Raw genomic sequence first — 16584 nt, forward strand, 5'->3', positions numbered from 1 at the left:
ATCGCACGCCCACAGGAACATATTAAGAACATATGAAACGTGACCTTGCCCGAAAGCTGGCGATCCTGTCGGACGCCGCCAAATACGACGCCTCCTGCGCCTCGAGCGGGGGTGAGCGGCGCGATTCAAAGGACGGCAAGGGCCTCGGCTCGGCGGGCGGCACCGGCATCTGCCACGCCTATGCGCCCGACGGACGCTGCATCAGCCTTCTCAAGATCCTGATGACGAACTTCTGCATCTTCGACTGCGCCTATTGCGTCAACCGCGCCTCCTCGCGGGTCGAGCGCGCGCGCTTTTCGGTCGAGGAGGTGGTGACGCTCACGATCGAGTTCTACCGGCGCAACTATATCGAGGGGCTGTTCCTGTCGTCGGGCATCATCCGCTCGCCCGATGAGACGATGGGCGACATGGTGCGCATCGCCCGCACCCTGCGCGAGCGCGAGAACTTCCGCGGCTACATCCACCTCAAGACCATCCCCGACGCCACGCCCGAGTTGATCGAGCAGGCGGGGCTTTACGCCGACCGGCTCTCGATCAATGTCGAACTGCCGACCGAGGCCGGCCTCAGCCGCCTTGCGCCGGAAAAGTCGGCTTTGGGCATCCGCAAGGCGATGGCCGACGTGCGGCTGAAGCGGGAAGCCTCGCGCGAGCCGAGCTTTCGCGGCCGCAGGCCCTCGCGCTTTGCGCCCGCCGGGCAATCCACCCAGATGATCGTGGGGGCGGACGGGGCGGACGATGCCGCCATCCTCGGAAATGCCTCGACGCTTTACGCGAACTATGGGCTCAGCCGCGTCTATTACTCGGCCTTCTCCCCGATCCCGGATGCGTCCAAGGCGCTGCCGCTGGTGCGCCCGCCGCTTCTGCGCGAACACCGGCTCTATCAGGCGGACTGGCTGCTGCGGTTCTACGGCTTTGGCGTGGACGAGATCGCGCAGGGAGGGATGCTCGATCTCGAGGTCGATCCCAAGCTTGCCTGGGCGCTGGCGCATCGCGCCGCCTTTCCCGTCGATGTGAACCGCGCCTCGCGCGAAATGCTGCTGCGGGTGCCGGGCTTCGGCACCAGGACCGTGGGCCGCATCCTCGCCGCCCGGGCGCACGGGGCGGTGCGTTACGAACATCTTCCGGCCATGGGCGCGGTGCTCAAGCACGCGCGGCCCTTCATCGTGGCGCCCGGATGGCGGCCGCAGGGGCTGGACGATGCCAGCCTCCGCGCCCGTTTCGTCGCGCCGCCGGAACAGCTGAGCCTGTTCTGATGCCCGAGGTGGTCCTGCCGCGGCTGGGGACAGTGGCCGCCTGGCGGGCCGAGGCGCGGCGGCTGGCCCGTGCGGGCGTCCCGGCCGAGGCCGTCGTCTGGCGCATCGGTGCCGCAGAGCCCGACCTTTTTGCAAGCGAGCCCGCCCGCGCCTCGTCGTCGCCGCGCGAGATCCGCCTGCCGCGCGAGGCGGTGGAGGTGATCGAGACCGCGCTCTGCCATTCGGACCCCGAGCGGTTTGCGCGCGGCTACGCGCTTCTGCTGCGGCTGGCGGACGGGACGGTCCGGTGGGGAGACCGCAGCGACCCGGCCCTGCGCCGGCTGCTCGCGCAGGAAAAGACCGTCCGGCGCGAGATCCACAAGATGCACGCCTTCGTCCGGTTCCGCGAGTTGCCCGAAGACGGCCCCCGCCGCACCTTCGCCGCCTGGTTCGAGCCCGATCACCCGATCGAGGAGGCCGCGGCCCCCTTCTTCACCCGCCGCTTCGGAGACATGGACTGGGCCATCGTCACCCCCGACGTCACGTCGCGCTTCGTGAATGGCACGCTGGAACATTCGCTGACCGAGGACCGCACGCCGCCGCCGCCCGATGGAACGGAAGACCTCTGGCGCACTTACTACGCCAACATCTTCAACCCCGCCCGGCTGATGGTGAAGGCGATGCAGTCCGAGATGCCGAAGCGTTACTGGAAGAACCTGCCCGAGGCCGGCCTGATCCCCGACCTGATCCGGGGCGCGGCCGGGCGTGCCGCAGAGATGCAGGCGGCCGCACCGACCGAACCGCCCGCCCGCACCGCCGCCATGGCGCGACAGAGGCAGGCCGCGGCCGAAGGCGCTGCCCGCGGGGCCGACGCGGAACAGTCCGCGGCCCTTCCGCAGGCGAAGGCCGAGGCCGAGGCGTGCCGGCGCTGCGGGCTCTGGGCCAACGCCACGCAGGTCGTCTTTGGCGAGGGGCCGACGGTGGCGCGGATGATGGTGGTGGGCGAGCAGCCGGGGGACCGCGAGGATCTGGCCGGCCGTCCGTTCGTGGGGCCGGCAGGGCAGCTCTTTGACGAAGAGGCCGCCGCGGCAGGGCTCGACCGCTCCACGCTCTACGTCACCAACGCGGTCAAGCACTTCAAGTTCACGCCGCGGGGCAAGCGCCGCATCCACCAGAAGCCCGACGCGGGCGAGGTCACGGCCTGCCGCTGGTGGCTCGATCTGGAGCGCGACCTCGTGCGGCCGCGGCTGATCGTGGCGATGGGCGCCACGGCGCTCGCCTCGCTGACCGGGACGGGCGCGGGGATTCTCCGGCGGCGCGGATCGGTGGAACGGCTCGAGGACGGGACGCCGGTCTTCGTGACGGTCCATCCCTCCTACATCCTGCGCCTGCCCGACCCCGAGGCCCGGTCGGAGGAGCGTCGCCGCTTCCGTGCGGATCTGGCCACGGCCCATGCCCTGCTTGACACGCTGGACTGAGGCCGGTCAGCCCCCTGCGCCTTGCCCCTTCGGTCAGACCTCGGGGGCGTCGGGCTTCGGCACCGTGCTCTCGACCCGCTCGACGCGGGATTCGTCCCACTGCGGGTCCTTGCGCTTGATCCGGCGCGAGATGACGTAGCCCGCCGGCCAGGACAGCACGATGCCGGCCACCGCGCCGATGGCAATCGGCAGCCAGCCGTACCAGCCGAAGGTGAAGAACAGGATCACGAGACCGCCGGTGATGACCGCGCCGGTCATCAGGGTCAGGATGATGCTCAGTCGGTCCATCAGCGGCTCCGGTTGCGGACCGCCACGGGCACGGGGGCGCGCTCGGGCCGGCCGGCAACGGCCAGCGCCGCGAGGATCAGGCTCGCAACCGCGGCGAATGCAAGGGTAAGGGCGAGGGTCTCGCTGGACATGGGCTTCATCCTCCGATGCGGCGGGCGGCCCGCCTTTGAGCCCCAACGTCCCGCCGTCCCCGCCAGTTCCCCTCAGCCCTCGGCGCCGCCGGCAGCCTGGCAGAGCGCCCGCTCCAGCGCGCTGGGAGTGACGGGCTTCTCGATCACCGTGGCGCGCGGATCCGCGGGCAGGCTGGAGCTGGCATAGCCCGTGGCAAAGACCACCGGCACCCCCTCGCCCAGAAGCCGGCTGCCCAGGTCGAACGAGGTCCGACCGTGGCTCAGGTTCACGTCGAGCAGAGCGATGTCCGGACGGGCGTCGGCCACGAACCGTTCGGCCGCGGGCAGCGAATAGGCCATGTCGATCTGCTCGAATCCCATCTCCCGCAGGGTCTCCACCGTTTCCATCGCGATGATGGCTTCGTCTTCAAGGTAGAGGATCCGCATGGCGGAGGGGGTCCAGGTCACTGTCGTAGTCCACTTCGGTTGCTGCATTCCAGGGCAGGGCGACAACGAGGCGCAGTCCGGCCGGTTCCCAATGGCTCTCGATGCTGCCGTAGAAGGAGCCCTCTACCATGGAGCGCATGAGCTGGGTGCCAAAACCCTCGCGCGACGGCGCATTGACCGCCGGACCGCCGCTCTCCTGCCACACCAGCCGGAACTCCTCGCCCTCGCCCTCGTCCACGCGCGACCAGCGGACGGACACCTTGCCCTCGGGCCGGGCGAAGGCCCCGTATTTCGAGGCGTTGGTCGCCAGCTCGTGGATCACCATCCCGAGGCTCAGCGTGGCGCGCGCGTTCAGCCGCATGTCGGGGCCCCGCAGCGTCACCCGCTCTTCGCCATAGACGTTCAGAAGCTCGAGCGCGAGGATGTCGCGCAGCGCGGTCGAGGCCCAGTTCTCGGCCGTCAGCAGGTTGTGCGTGTTGGCCAGGGCGCGGATGCGCTGCGCCAGCGTCTCGAGGATCTCCTGCGGGTCGCCCTGCTCGCGCCGCGCACGGTTCACCAGCGCGATCACGTTCGACAGCATGTTCTTCACCCGGTGCTGCAACTCGCGCATGATGCGGCGCAGGTCCGCCTGCAACTCGAGAAGGCGGGTGACGTCGGTCACGTTGAACCCCACGGCACGGACCCCGTCGGATCGATGGACGGGATACCAGTCCACCTCCCACACCCGCGGAACGCCCGGTTCGGCGGGCGTCGTGCCGCGCACCATCTGCCGCAGCACCGGCTCGCCCGTGTCGAACACCTTGCGCACGGACGCCACCATCCGCCCCGCGATCTCGGGATGCACCTCCGAGATCGACCGGCCGACGATCGCGTCCGCCGGCAGGCCGCTGAACTCGGCCATCTTCGGGTTCGCCCGCAGGTAGCGGAAGTCGCGGTCCACAAGGCCCATCGCGCCGGGACTGCCGAGGTAGAGTTCCTCGATCTCCTCGGCGCTGGCGCGGGCCTCGGCCGAGGCCTGCTCGGCCGCCCGCGCGTAGCGGGCGACGGCGGTCACGTCGAACACCGAGAAGACCACCCCGCCCCGGTCGCCCGACGCGTTGCGGTAGGGCGCGAACCGCACGATCACCTCGGCCTCCCCGTCCGACGAGGCCATCCGCACCTCTTCGGGCGCGCCGCCGTCGGCGATGCGCCGGCTCACCTCGGCCACCACGCCCATGTCGAGGCGCGCACGGATGTCGGTGATCTCGCGTCCGCGGTCCTGATCCACGAAGCGGAACCAGCTGGCCGCCTCGGGGGTGAAGCTGCGCAGCCTGAGGTCGCGGTCCAGGAAGACCGTGGCGATCTGGGTCGAGGACATGAAGTTGGCAAGGTCCGCGTTGGCCTCGGCCAGCTCCATCAGCTTGGTCTGCAACTCCTCGTTGGTGGTCGAAAGCTCCTCGTTCGCCGACTGGAGCTCCTCGTTCATCGACATCATTTCCTCGTTCGAGCTTTTCAACTCCTCGTTCGAGGTCTCGAGTTCCTCCACCGTCGTGCGCACCATCCGGCGCGCCTCTTCCAGCTCGTCCTCGAGCTGGCTCACATAGGCTTCGTCGAGCACGATCCGGTTCTCGGGCTCGGGCACGGCGGCCGTGGCGCCGAAGGTGACGAGACGCGCGCCGTCGGGCAGCGTCTCGACCCCGATCAGCACATCCCGCCCGCCCGAGGGGTGGGCAAACGCGACCCGCGTCTGCCGGTAGCCGCCCCTCGCGATCGCCCCCGCCGTCAGCAGCCGTTTCACCGGCTGCTCCAGCTCGGGCAGGATCAGCGACCGGATGCCCAGCGAGGTGTTCCCCGGATTGAGCCGCACGAAGGACTCGGCGCCGGGGCCCACGCGCGTCACCTCATCCTGCGGGCCGATCAGCAGGAAGGCGGGCACATGGCGCGCCAGCAGCGCCTCGGCGGCCGAATAGGGAATGCCGAACACCTGCTCGGGCAAGGCCTCGTGCGAGGGCTCGGTCCCGGTCGAGATGCCACGGAACCGTCGCGGCAGATCGAGCGAGCGTGCAGCGCTCTCGTTGCGGCGGTAGATGCGGTGTTCGGGCACCACGTCGAGGAAGGGCTCGCCCTCGGCCCTCGCCGTCTCCGACGGGCCGAGCATCAGGAAGCCGCCCGGCCGCAGCGCATAGTGAAAGACGCGCTGCGCCAGTTCCTGAAGTTCCTGATTGAAGTAGATCAGCAGGTTGCGGCAGGTGACGAGGTCGAGCCGCGAGAACGGCGGGTCCTTCACCAGGCTCTGCGAGGAGAAGCGCACCGCGTCGCGCAACTCGCCCCGCACCTCGAAGCCGTTCCGCGTCGGCGTGAAGTAGCGTTCGAGGAACTCGGGCGGCACCTCGGCGGCGATGGAGTTGGGGTAATGCGCCCGGCGCGCGACGGCCAGCGCCTCCTCGTCGATGTCCGTGCCGAAGACGCACAGCCGCGCCCGCACGTCGAGCCGCGCCATCGCATCCGCCACGATCATCGCGACGGTGTAGGCCTCCTGCCCCGTCGAGCAGCCGGGCACCCAGATCCGCACCTCGTCGCCGCGGTTCTTGCTTTCGAGGATGGCCGGAACGGCGATCCGCGCCAGCGACTCGAAGGCCGCCGGATCGCGGAAGAAGCTCGTGACGTTGATCAGCAGGTCGCGGAAGAGGCGGTCGGCCTCGCTGCGGTTCTGGACCAGCTCGCGCAGGTAGTCGCCCGGTTCCTCCAGCCCCAGGACCGACATGCGCAGCGTGATCCGCCGCAGAAGCGTGCCGCTCTTGTAGCCCGCGAAATCATGCCCGGTCCGGTAGCGGACGTTGCGGACCACCTTCTCGATGAACTCGGCGTCGCTCTCGATGGTGGGGGCGATCCCCGAGGCGCGGTCGTGAAAGTCGCGCAGGATGCTTATCATCTCGCCCGCCGGCAGCACCAGATCGACCGCACCCGTGCCGATCGCCGCGCGCGGCATCCCGTCGTAGCGCGCGTCCCTGGGGTCCTGCGCAAAGACAAGGCCCCCCGCCTCCTTGATCGCCCGCACGCCGTTGGCCCCGTCCGATCCGGTGCCCGACAGGATCACCCCCGCCGCATTCGCCCCGTGCTCGCGGGCCAGCGCCTGAAGGAAATCGTCGATCGGACGGCGAAGGCCGCGCGGGGATTCGAACTCCTCCAGCTTCAGCACCCGGCCCCGGATATCGAGACCGTAGGCCGGCGGGATCAGGTAGATGTTGCCGGCCTCGACCTCCATCCCGTCCGAGATCGACCGCACCGGCAGCCGCGTGCGCTTGGAGAGCAGCTCGGGCAGCAGGCTCTCGTGCTCGGGATCGAGATGCTGGACAAGGATCAGGGCAAAGCGGTCCGTAGGACGCAGCGCCCCCAGCAGGCTCTGGAACGCCTCGAGCCCGCCAGCCGAAGCCCCGACCCCGAGGAGGATCAGCTCCTGGTCGGCCCCGGATTCGGCTTCGGAAGGCTTTTCCGTCATGTCGTCAACTTTCGTCTGGAACTGCGACAAGCCGACGCATACGCTCCGGCAACACAAGAGGCGAGAGGGTATGGATCAAAAACAGTTCGAGAAGATCCGCGCAGTCTTCGATCGCTCGGGTGTTGCGCTGACGCTCGTGGACATGTCCCTGCCCGAGCAGCCGCTTGTTCTGGCCAATCCGCCCTTCCTGCGCATGACAGGCTACACCGAGGGGCAGATCCTCGGCTTCAACTGCCGCTTCCTGCAGAGGGGAGACGAGAACACGCAGGCCCGCGCCGACATCCGCGACGCGCTGAAGCTGGGGCGCGAGCTTCAGGTGGTGCTGCGCAACTACCGCGCCAATGACGAGCCGTTCGACAACCTGCTCTTCCTGCATCCCGTGGGCGGGCGGCCGGACACGCCGGACTACTTCCTCGGCTCGCAGTTCGAGCTTGGCCGGTCGGGCAATTCCGAAGAGGCCGCCGCGGCCGGCCATGCCGGGGCACTCAGCGGTGAGCTGGCGCGGATCGGGGCGGTGGCGGCCCGGCTCGAGATGGACAGCCGCCGGCAGCTTGCCGAGGCGGCGGCGGCCCTGGTGCGCGCCTGGGAGCGGCGAGGCTGAGCGGCGGTGGGCGCGTTTCGCGCCAAGGCGCGTGCTGTCGGGATTTTTGCGGACGATCTCCAAGCCGTTAGCCTCTTGCGGTGAGCCTGACGAACGTCGCGCCGCACGGCCGGTTCCGCCGAGCGCCCGCAAGCCGGACCCCGCCACTACGGAAGATCCAGATTTTCCCTCGGGCGCGCGGAACCGCGGCCTGTCGCGGCCGGTTGAAGCGCGCAACTTCACGACAACTGGATGCGAACCCCATGCGCGACGCCCGCCGCCCGGACCTCACCGCCACCGCCACGGTGCTTCTGGCGGGGGGTCGCGGCTCTCGCCTGCACGAGCTGACCTCGCGCGAATGCAAGCCCGCCCTGCCCTTCGCCGGTCCCCGGCGCATCGTGGATTTCACCCTCGCCAACGCTGTCCGGTCGGGCCTCGGGCGGATGATCGTGGCCACGCAATACCGGCCCGAGACGCTGGCGCGGCACCTCAAGACCCGCTGGGCCGGGCAGTTCGCGCCGGGCGCGCTGCGGCTGCGCGAGGGCACGGCCGTCACCGGCACCCCGCAAGGCTACGGTGGCACGGCCGCCGCGGTGGCCGCCAACCTTGACGAGCTGCAGTCCGAAGGCGTGCGCGAGCTGGTGGTTCTGGCCGCCGATCATGTCTATGCGATGGACTACGCCGAGATGGTGGCCGCGCACCGGGCCTCGGGCGCCTCTGCGACGGTGGCCGTCGATACGGTCCCGCGTGACCGGGCCTCGGCCTTCGGCGTGGTCCGCACCAGCGAGGGCGGCCGGATCGAGAGTTTCCTTGAAAAGCCCGATCCGGTGCCGGCCGATCCCGCCCTGCCGGGACGCGCGCAGGTGAGCATGGGGATCTATGTCTTCGACCTCGACTGGCTCGCCTCGGTCCTGCGGATCATCCCCGGCACCACGCAGGATTTCGGTCATGACATCCTGCCGCTGGCCGTGGCGCTCGGCGAGGCCCATGCCTATCGCGTGCCCGACGAGGGGTTCTACTGGCGCGACGTGGGCACGCTCGACGCCTATCGGCTGGCCCAGCTCGAGTTTCAGCGCGGCGAGCCGCCCTGCGCCCTGCCGCCCCGCATCGCCGCGAACGAGCATGAGATGAGGGCCGCCAGCGGCGAGCTGATCCAGTTCGCCTTTCGGATGCAGACCGGCGGCATGTCGCTTCATGCGCCGCGACTGGGCGCCGACACGCCCGGCCGCTGGACCATGCTCGATGAAAGCGTCCTGTTGCCCGGCGCCCGTGTCGCGCCCGGCGTCCGGCTCACCCGCACCATCGTCGCCCCCGGCACCTCGGTGCCCGCGGGCCTCGTGATCGGCGAGGATCCTGACGAGGACGCCCGCTGGTTCCGCCGCACCGAGGAGGGCACCGTGCTCGTGACGACCCAGATGCTCGCCCGCCGCGCCGCCGACCGTGGCCGTCCGGTGGCGCCCTTTGCCCAGTCCCGCATGGGACGCTCGGCATGAAGCGCCCGGCCCGCCCCGCGCCCCCCCTCAAGTTCGACATCTCGTCCGGTCATCCGAACCGGCTGGGCGCCGATTTCGACGGCGAGGGCACCAACTTCGCGCTCTTCTCGGAAAACGCCACGCGGGTGGAGCTGTGCCTCTTCGACGAGACAGGCCGAAACCAGACGCATTGCATGGACCTGCCCGCCTACGAGGGCGGCATCTGGTATGGCTACCTGCCGGGCATCCGCGAGGGGCAGGCCTACGGCTACCGAGTGCACGGCCCCCACGCGCCCGAAGACGGCCACCGTTTCAACCCAAACAAGCTGCTGATCGACCCCTACGCGCGCGAGCTGCGCGGCGACCTCGTGTGGGACGACGCGCTCTTCGGCTATCCGGTGGGCGGCGACGATCTGGAGCTCGATCCACGCGACAGCGCCCCCTTCATGCCGAAGGCGGTGGTGGTCGATCCGGCCTTCGACTGGGAGGCGGACAAGGCGCTGCGTCACCGCTGGGAAGAGACGGTGATCTACGAGGCCCATGTGAAGGGCCTGACCATGCGCCATCCGGGCGTGCCCGACGAGGACCGCGGCACCTTCCGCGGCCTCGCCTCGCCCGCCGTCATCGACCATCTCAAGGCCATCGGCGTGACCGCGATCGAGCTTCTGCCGGTGCATGGCTTCCTCAACGACCGCCACCTGATCGAGAAGGACCTGTCGAACTACTGGGGCTACAACACGCTCTCGTTCTTCGCCCCCTACCGGCCCTACACAAGGTCCGGCTCGATGCGCGAGGTGAAGCAGGCGATCAAGCGGTTCCATGACGCGGGCATCGAGGTGATCCTCGATGTGGTCTACAACCACACCTGCGAGGGCAACGAGAAGGGCCCGACGCTTTCGTTCCGCGGCATCGACAACGCCTCCTACTACCTGCTCTCGCCCGAGGCGAAGCGCCATTCCTTCGACACCACCGGCACCGGCAACACGCTGAACGTGGCCCATCCGATGGTGCTGCGCATGGTGATGGACAGCTTGCGCTACTGGGTCGAGGTCATGCATGTGGACGGCTTCCGCTTCGACCTCGCCTCGACGCTGGGGCGCGAGCCGCAGGGCTTTGAACGCGGCGGCTCGTTCTTCGCGGCAATCCGGCAGGATCCGGTCCTGTCGATGGTCAAGCTGATCGCCGAGCCCTGGGACATCGGCGAGGGCGGCTACCAGGTCGGCGGCTTCCCCTGGCCCTTCCGCGAATGGAACGACAAGGCGCGCGACGACCTGCGCGCCTTCTGGCGCCGCGATCCGGGCCTGACGGGAGACGTCTCCCAGCGGCTGCTGGGCTCGCCGGTGCAGTTCTCGCACTCGCACCGGCCGGCGACCTCGTCGATCAACTTCATCGCCGCGCATGACGGCTTCACCGCCTGGGATCTCGTCTCCTACGACGAGAAGCACAACGAGGCCAACGGCGAGGACAACCGCGACGGGCACTCGCACAATCTCTCGCACAATCTGGGCGTCGAGGGGCCGACGGACGATCCCGGCATCCTCGAGGCGCGTCTGCGGCGGGTGAAGGCGATGCTGGCCACGCTCTTCGTCTCGCAAGGTGTGCCGATGATCCTCGCGGGCGACGAGTTCGGCCAGAGCCAGCAGGGCAACAACAACGCCTATTGCCAGGACAACGAGATCGCCTGGCTCGACTGGCAGGCCGCGCGCGAGGATCTGATCCAGGCCGTGTCCGACCTCGCAGCCTTCCGCCGTGCCGAGGGCGGGCTGGCGCGCGCCCGCTTCGCGGTGGGGCCGGACGCGGTGCAGCACGACACGCCGGTGGCAAGCTGGCTGCACCCGGCCGGCCGCGACATGGAGGAGGGCGACTGGAACGACGGCGATCTGCGGCTCTTCGGCCTGCGGCTCGACCTGCCCAAGGGGCGCGACCTTCTGATCCTGCTCAATGCGGGCGATGACGGCGAGTTCGCGCTGCCCGAGGGCGAGTGGCGGCTGAAGATCGACACCGCGCGCGAGACGATCGCCTGCGACGAGCCCGCCGAAGGCACCCTGGCGGTCGGCTGGCAAAGCGTGATGGTGCTGGCCGCCCCCGACTAGACAGCCCGACACGCCCCCGCCACACAGTCCGCTCCTAGCCCGCAGCCAGCGCCCCCCTTCCGGCTTTCACTCTGCCCAAATATCCCGGGGGTCCGGGGGCAGAGCCCCCGGCCTTCGCGCCCTCACCCAGCCAGCGCCGCCAGCCGCGCGTGAGCCGAGACCCCGCGCATGTCGAACGCCACGTCGCGCAGGAACACATTCTCCAGGAGGTTGATCCGCAGCAGCTTTCGCTCGCTGAGGGGCGCCTCGAACAGCGTCTTGCGGATCACCGCCTCCTCGTCCCGGCTCAGGCGCACGACCTCGGGCCCGTCTTCGGATTGCACCGAGACGAAGGTCAGCGGCGTGATATGCGCCATGTCCGACTGTTCGATCACCAGATGCAGCACCCCCGCCTCGAGCTTCCGGCGCGCCGCGATGCGGGTCAGGATCGCCCTCCCCCGCACCTGCAGGAGGTCAAGCCCCCGATCGGCCTCGGCCCGGTCGATGATCTTCTCGCGCCGCTCCTTGGGGATGCGCAGCACGTTCGTCTCGACGAACAGGATCGCCACGATCATCAGCAGCGGCGCCTGCGCGATGGCCAGCGCGCTCTGCCGCCAGATCAGCATGGCCACGACGAAGGGTGCCAGCACGGCCAGGAACCGCAGCATCTGCGTCTCGAACACGATCCGCCAGATCAGGCGCAGCGGAAAGCCCCGCCGCGGCAGCAGCATCACCCGGCCGAAGATCCGGCGGGGCACCTGCCGGGTCTCGAGCGCGCTCCGGTTCCAGACGGTGGATGGGCTGACGATGAACATGGGGCCTCACACTGGCTCTGCATGAATGGTAGGAGTGCGTGGCGGCGTTCAAGTTCCCGCCGCTCTTGCACGGTCTCGTGATCGCACGCGCCTCTGCCGGGTGCAGATCACGCAATTGTGGCAGGATACGTCCCGCCACCGGGGGAGTTGGCACGCGACCTGGGGGGCGGCCGCGCTACAAGGAACGACGGAACCGGCGGGGGCGGGCGTATCAGGCCTGCGACAACCAAGGAGAGACGATGTCACTGGTCAAGCAGAGCCTGCTCGTTCTGGCCGTCGCGGCGGCGGTGCTGATCATCTGGGTGCTCTATGTGCCGGCGGCGCGGCCCATGCTGGCCCGCGTGGGCCTCCTCGAGCCGATGGCGCGCCTCGGGATCGTGTCCGAGGAGGCCGAGGCCGCGGCCGCGCCCGGCCCGCGCGCCGCGGGCGGGGGCGGGGCCCCCCTCACCCGCGTCATCGCCCGCCCCGTCGAGGAGCGCCCGCTCAACGCTGTCGTGACCGCGGTGGGCAGCGCGCGGGCGGTGCGCGCCGTCACCCTCGCCCCCGAGATCGAGGGCCGGATCGATGCGCTCGGCGCCGAACCCGGGGGCCGCGTCGCCGCCGGCGCGCTCATCGCCTCGCTTGACAGCGAGGCGGCGCGCATCGCGGTCAACCGGGCCGAGCTGATCCTCGCGGACGCGCAAGAGGATCTCGCGCGCGCACAGCGCCTCGCCGGCTCGGGCGTCACCAGCGATCTGGCCCGGCAGGAGGCGCTGCTTGCCGTGCGCACGGCCGAGCTTGAACTGCAGCAGGCCCGTTTCACGCTCTCGCAACACCGGATCCTGGCCCCGTTCGAGGGCTGGGTCGGCATTCTCGAGCACGAGGTCGGCGACCAGATCAGCCGCGGAGAGGTGCTGACCCGGCTCGACGACCGCTCGAGCCTGCTGGTGGACTTCCGCCTGCCCGAGCGGGTGGTGGGCAAGGTGGCGATCGGTGACCTCGTGACGGCGACGCCGCTCTCGGGCGCGCGCGACCCGCTCGAGGGGCGGATCAGCGCGCTCGACAACCGGGTGGACGAAGCCAGCCGGACCCTGCGCATCCGCGCCACCATCCCCAACGCCGACGACCGGCTGCGGGCCGGCATGTCCTTTTCGATCCGGCTCGAGTTGCCGGGCGAGCCGCGGCCGGCGGTCGATCCTCTGGCGATCCAGTGGGGCTCGGACGGGGCCTTCGTCTGGGTGGTCCGCGAGGGCGTTTCCCAGAGGGTTCCGGTGCGCATCCTGCAGCGCGATGCCGATGCGGTGCTGATCCAGGCGGCGCTGCGTCCCGACGACCTCGTGGTGATCGAGGGCGTCCAGACCCTGCGCCCCGGCGGGCCGGTCGAGCTGGTCGAGCGGTCGGGCGCCCTCGCCGCCGCCTCGGCCGGATCGAAGAGCTGACGCCATGTCCACGCTTCCCGAACCCGACGAGCGCGAACTGGCCCATTCCAACACGGCGCTCTTCATCCGCCGGCCGATCCTCGCGTTCGTGCTGAACGCGCTGATCCTGATTGCGGGCCTTGCGGCCCTCTACGGCGCCGACGTGCGCGAGCTGCCCGACGTGGACAGCCCGGTGATCACGGTCACCACCACCTTCGACGGCGCATCCTCCGAGACGATCGACCAGGAGGTGACCGACGAGATCGAGGGCGCGGCCTCGCGTGTGGCGGGCGTCAAGTCGATCTCGTCCAGCTCGCGCTTCGGGCGCAGTCAGGTGACGGTCGAGTTCAACGACGACACCAACCTCGACGTGGCGGCCAGCGACATGCGCGACTCGATCTCGCGCATCCGCAACAACCTGCCCGACGACGCCGACGAACCGCGCATCGTGAAGGCCGACGCCAATTCCGAGGCCGTGATGCGCGTGGCCGTGACCTCGCCGCGCCGCTCGGCGCAGGAGCTGTCCCAGCTGGTCGAGGATCAGATCGAAAGCCGCCTTCTGGCCGCGCCGGGCGTGGCCGACCTGCAGATCTACGGCGACCGCGCGCCAATCTTCCGCGTGGACATCGACCTGATGCAGCTGGCCTCGCGCGGGCTGACGCTGGCCAGCCTGCGGACGGCGCTCGCCAATGTGGCCTATGACGCGCCGGCCGGCTCGCTCACCTCGGACCGGCAGAGCCTCGTGGTGCGCACGACCGCGACCGTCTCGACGCCCGCGGCCTTCGAGGCGCTCGAGATCGCGCCGAACGTGCGGCTCGGCGATGTGGCCTCGGTCGAGATCGGCCCCGAGCCCGGGGTCTCCTACCTGCGCGCCAACGGGCAAAACGGGGTGGGCCTCGGCATCATCCGGCAGGCCCAGAGCAACACGCTCGAGATCTCGAAGGCGGTGCGCGAGATCGTGGCCGGCCTGCAGGACGACCTGCCCGACGACGTCCGCATCTTCGTGACCTCGGACGACGCCACCTTCATCAACGGCGCGATCCACGAGGTCGAGATCGCGCTCGGCATCTCGGTGCTGATCGTGGTGGCGATCATCTATCTCTTCCTGCGCGACATGCGCGCCACGCTGATCCCGACGCTGGCCATTCCGGTGGCGCTGGTGGGCACGCTGGCGGCCATCTGGCTGGCGGGCTTTTCCATCAACATCCTCACGCTCCTTGCGCTGGTGCTGGCCACGGGCATGGTGGTGGACGATGCGATCGTGGTGCTCGAGAACATCGTGCGCTGGCGCTCGCAGGGGATCGGCGCGCGGGCGGCGGCCGTGCTCGGCACGCAGCAGGTGTTCTTCGCCGTCATCGCCACGACGACGACGCTGGCCGCCGTCTTCATTCCGCTCTCCTTCCTGCCGGGCCAGACCGGCGGGCTCTTCCGCGAGTTCGGCTTCACACTGGCCATTTCGGTCCTGCTGTCGTCGATCACCGCCCTCAGCCTCTGCCCGGTCCTGGCCAGCCGCTTCCTGCGCGCGGGCGACGGGAGCGAGGCTCGCGGCCCGGTCGTCTGGCTCGGCCGGACGCTGGCCGCCTTCTACCGGCGGACGCTGCACTGGGCACTCGACGCGCCCTTCGTCGTCCTGGCGATCGCGGCGGGTTTTGCGCTGACCGCGACCTTCCTCTTCGGCACGCTCAAGCAGGAGCTGACCCCGCCCGAGGACCGTTCGGTGATCCTCATGTCGGTTCAGGCCCCGCAGGGCGTGGCGCTGGACTACACCGACCGCAAGATGCGCGAGATCGAGGATCTGATCGGGCCGCTGCGTGACCGCGGCGAGGTCGTCAATGTCTTTGCCATCGCGGGTGCGGGCAGCCGCGACAACCGCGGATTCATGGTGATCTCGCTTGCGCCGTGGGATGCCCGCGAGCGCAGCCAGCAGGAGATCGCGGAAGAGCTGAACCGGGGGCTGCGCGACATCGTGGGCATCCGCGCCTTTGCAATCCAGCCGAACTCGCTGGGGGTTCGCGGCGCGGGCCAGGGCCTCAGCTTCGCGGTGGTGGGCGACAGCTACGCCCGTCTGGCGGAGAGCGCGCAGCAACTGGTAGAGCGGATGGAGGAGAATCCCGCCTTCGGTCAGGTCCGCCTCGGCTACGAGACGACCCAGCCGCAGCTCTACATCGAGGTGGACCGCACCCGCGCCTCCGATCTCGGCATCGAGATCACCGGCCTTGGCGACGCGCTGCAGGCCGTGCTCGATGGCCGGACGGTGGGGACGGTGTTTCTCGACGATTCGAGCTACGACATCCAGATGCTCTCGACGGCCGAGCCGGTGAACGATCCGGGCGATCTCGAGCGGATCTTCGTGCAGGCCGGCGACGGGCAGATGGTTCCGATCTCGAGCTTCGTGACGCTGACCGAACGCGCGGTGGCGCCCGAGCTTTCGCGCGAGGGGCAGCTGCGCGCGGTGCCCGTGACGGCAAGCCTGACGCCCGCCATGGCGCTGGGCGAGGCGCTGGACGAGGTCGAGCGTCTGGCGGCCGACATCCTGCCGGGCGACAGCCGGATCGAGCCTCTGGCCGAGGCCGCCACGCTGGGCGAGACCTCTTCAGGGCTGACGGCGACCTTCGGCTTCGCCATCGTCATCGTCCTTCTGGTGCTGGCGGCCCAGTTCGAGAGCTTCGTCTCGGCCTTCATCGTCATGGCCACCGTGCCCCTGGGCCTCGCCTGCGCGGTCTTTGCGCTGGTGGCCACGGGGGGCAGCCTCAACGTCTACAGCCAGATCGGTCTGGTGCTGCTGGTGGGGATCATGGCCAAGAACGGCATCCTGATCGTCGAGTTCGCAAACCAGCTGCGCGACGAGGGATATTCCGTACGACAGGCGATCGAGGATGCCTGCGCGATCCGGCTGCGCCCCGTAATGATGACCATGATCGCCACCGTGCTGGGCGGCCTGCCGCTGGTGCTGGCCTTCGGCGCAGGGGCCGAGGCGCGCGAGGTTCTGGGCTGGATCATCGTGGGCGGGCTGGGCCTTGCCACCATCGCCACGCTCTATCTCACGCCGGTGGCCTATCTTCTGCTTGCGGATCTGTCCAAACCCAAGGCCGAAGAGCAGAGCCGACTGCTGCGCGAGTTGCACGAGGCGACCCAGCCGGCGGCGAAACCGGCCGAGCCGGTGCCCGCCGAGTGACCCCCGAGGAGGCGGCGCCCCGCCTCCTCGTTCCCCGGCG

The 16584-nt window shown here is 69.8% G+C and carries 12 protein-coding genes; 7 read left to right on the plus strand and 5 right to left on the minus strand.

What is annotated here, in order from left to right; genetic code table 11:
* The first annotated feature begins 32 nt into the window (after positions 1-32).
* Together FG154_RS02025 and FG154_RS02030 are read left to right on the plus strand one after the other, a co-directional pair.
* On the plus strand, positions 33-1253 hold the full coding sequence (locus FG154_RS02025; protein WP_145103879.1) for a putative DNA modification/repair radical SAM protein: 1221 nt from the start codon (positions 33-35) through the stop codon (positions 1251-1253).
* On the plus strand, positions 1253-2710 hold the full coding sequence (locus tag FG154_RS02030; protein ID WP_145103881.1) for a UdgX family uracil-DNA binding protein: 1458 nt from the start codon (positions 1253-1255) through the stop codon (positions 2708-2710). The genes FG154_RS02025 and FG154_RS02030 overlap by 1 nt, the downstream gene beginning before the upstream one ends.
* A gap of 33 nt (positions 2711-2743) precedes the next feature.
* Here the strand turns inward: FG154_RS02030 and FG154_RS02035 are convergent, their stop codons facing one another.
* The 4 genes from FG154_RS02035 to FG154_RS02045 form a co-directional block, all read right to left on the minus strand.
* A complete protein-coding gene (locus tag FG154_RS02035) occupies positions 2744-2998 on the minus strand; it encodes a hypothetical protein (protein ID WP_145103883.1) in 255 nt (84 codons plus the stop codon).
* Positions 2998-3129, minus strand: a complete 132-nt coding sequence (locus FG154_RS21690) for a hypothetical protein (RefSeq protein WP_281282026.1) — start codon at positions 3127-3129, stop codon at positions 2998-3000. Before FG154_RS21690 ends, FG154_RS02035 begins: the two co-directional genes overlap by 1 nt.
* Before the next feature lie 72 nt (positions 3130-3201).
* On the minus strand, positions 3202-3555 hold the full coding sequence (locus FG154_RS02040; protein WP_145103885.1) for a response regulator: 354 nt from the start codon (positions 3553-3555) through the stop codon (positions 3202-3204).
* Positions 3536-7033: a chemotaxis protein CheB gene (locus tag FG154_RS02045; protein WP_145103888.1), complete on the minus strand. Its 3498-nt coding sequence runs from the start codon at positions 7031-7033 to the stop codon at positions 3536-3538. Before FG154_RS02045 ends, FG154_RS02040 begins: the two co-directional genes overlap by 20 nt.
* 70 nt (positions 7034-7103) lie before the next feature.
* Here FG154_RS02045 and FG154_RS02050 point away from each other — a divergent pair, with 70 nt between their 5' ends.
* From FG154_RS02050 to glgX, 3 genes are all read left to right on the plus strand, one after another.
* Positions 7104-7634, plus strand: coding sequence for a PAS domain-containing protein (locus FG154_RS02050; RefSeq protein ID WP_145103890.1), 531 nt, complete (start codon positions 7104-7106; stop codon positions 7632-7634).
* Positions 7635-7876: 242 nt separating this feature from the next.
* Entirely contained in the window at positions 7877-9106 is a 1230-nt protein-coding gene (locus FG154_RS02055) for a sugar phosphate nucleotidyltransferase (RefSeq protein ID WP_145103892.1), read from the plus strand.
* Entirely contained in the window at positions 9103-11178 is a 2076-nt protein-coding gene (gene glgX, locus FG154_RS02060) for a glycogen debranching protein GlgX (RefSeq protein ID WP_145103894.1), read from the plus strand. The genes FG154_RS02055 and glgX overlap by 4 nt, the downstream gene beginning before the upstream one ends.
* A 122-nt stretch (positions 11179-11300) precedes the next feature.
* Here glgX and FG154_RS02065 read toward each other — a convergent pair whose 3' ends face one another.
* On the minus strand, positions 11301-11972 hold the full coding sequence (locus tag FG154_RS02065) for a hypothetical protein (RefSeq protein WP_145103896.1): 672 nt from the start codon (positions 11970-11972) through the stop codon (positions 11301-11303).
* Positions 11973-12211: 239 nt separating this feature from the next.
* Here FG154_RS02065 and FG154_RS02070 point away from each other — a divergent pair, with 239 nt between their 5' ends.
* Together FG154_RS02070 and FG154_RS02075 are read left to right on the plus strand one after the other, a co-directional pair.
* Positions 12212-13390 carry an efflux RND transporter periplasmic adaptor subunit gene (locus FG154_RS02070; protein WP_145103898.1) on the plus strand — a complete coding sequence of 393 codons (1179 nt, stop codon included), beginning with the start codon at positions 12212-12214 and terminating at the stop codon, positions 13388-13390.
* A 4-nt stretch (positions 13391-13394) separates the two neighbouring features.
* Positions 13395-16544 carry an efflux RND transporter permease subunit gene (locus FG154_RS02075; RefSeq protein WP_145103900.1) on the plus strand — a complete coding sequence of 1050 codons (3150 nt, stop codon included), beginning with the start codon at positions 13395-13397 and terminating at the stop codon, positions 16542-16544.
* The last annotated feature ends 40 nt before the right edge of the window (positions 16545-16584 follow it).

The sequence above is a fragment of the Cereibacter sediminicola genome (genome assembly GCF_007668225.1).
GTDB classification, from domain to species: domain Bacteria; phylum Pseudomonadota; class Alphaproteobacteria; order Rhodobacterales; family Rhodobacteraceae; genus Cereibacter_A; species Cereibacter_A azotoformans.